The following is a 1174-nucleotide window of genomic DNA, read 5'->3' as shown; positions in this document are numbered from 1 at the left end:
AGTGCGTCCCCTATGCGCGCTATGGCGAGACGCTGGAAGGCGTCATGGCGGCGCTGGAGGCGGCCCGACCGCGCATCGAGGCGGGGCTGGAGCGGGACGGAATCGCCGGGGTGCTGGAGCCGAAGGCAGCGCGCAACGCGCTGGACTGCGCGCTGTGGGATTTGGAAGCGAAGCGGAGCGGTCGGCCCGTCTGGGCGCTGCTGGGCATGTCCGAGCCCCGGCCGCTCGTCACCGCGTACACGCTGAGCCTCGATACCACCGAGGCGATGCGCGCGGCCGCGGAGAAGGCCGCGCACCGACCGCTGCTGAAGGTGAAGCTCGGGCGCGGTGAGGAAGACATCGAGCGGCTGCGCGCCATCCGCGCGGGGGCTCCGGCGAGCCGGCTCATCGTGGATGCGAACGAGGGCTGGCAGCCGGAGGCGCTGCCCGCCCTGCTCGACGCCTGCGCGGAGCTGGGCGTGGTCATGGTGGAGCAGCCGCTTCCCGCGGGGAATGACGGCGCGCTCCAGGGACTGCGCCGCTCGGTGCCCGTGTGCGCCGACGAGTCCGCGCATGACCGGCACGGACTGGGCACGCTGCTGGGGAAGTACGACGCCATCAACATCAAGCTGGACAAGACAGGGGGCCTGACGGAGGCGCTCGCCTCGGCCGCGCGGGGCGAGGGCCTTCAGCTCATGGTGGGCTGCATGGTGGCGACGTCGCTGGCCATGGCGCCCGCGATGCTCGTGGCGCAGGGAGCCGCCGTGGTGGACCTGGACGAGCCGCTGCTGCTCGCGCGGGACAGGGTGCCCGGCATCCGCTTCGAGGGGAGCGAGATGCTCTGGCCGCCCCGCGAGCTCTGGGGCTGAGGGCTGGGGTGGACCACTGCGGGCCACTCGTCGGGCGCCGCGGCCGAAGGACGCGATGCGAATGCGGCGAAGTCCCTTCCGGGGGCTGCGGAGTGGAGGCGGCGGGAATCGAACCTGCCGCTCGGAGCTACTGGCGAGAGCGATCCTACCCAGTCGATCGCCGTTTCAGTAAGACTGCCCAGCACGGCACTCCCAGAGTCAGGGCGATCGCATCTTCCTGACACCGGGGTGCCGTAGTTACGCGGGGTTAGCGGATGGGTTGGACAGGCTCGGAGGAGTGTGATCGACGGGGCCGATGGACAAGCCTCCGGCCCCGACGGCGAGCC

1 protein-coding gene is annotated in these 1174 nt (G+C 71.7%); it reads left to right on the top strand.

From position 1 onward, the window contains the following. Positions 1-848, top strand: an 848-nt coding sequence (gene dgcA, locus G4D86_RS51665) for an N-acetyl-D-Glu racemase DgcA (protein WP_164003088.1), incomplete at its 5' end; no start/stop codon positions are given. Positions 849-1174 lie beyond the last annotated feature (326 nt).

It is taken from the genome of Pyxidicoccus caerfyrddinensis (assembly GCF_010894405.1).
Classification (GTDB): Bacteria; Myxococcota; Myxococcia; order Myxococcales; family Myxococcaceae; genus Myxococcus; species Myxococcus caerfyrddinensis.
This window is presented reverse-complemented; position numbering and strand designations above follow the sequence as displayed.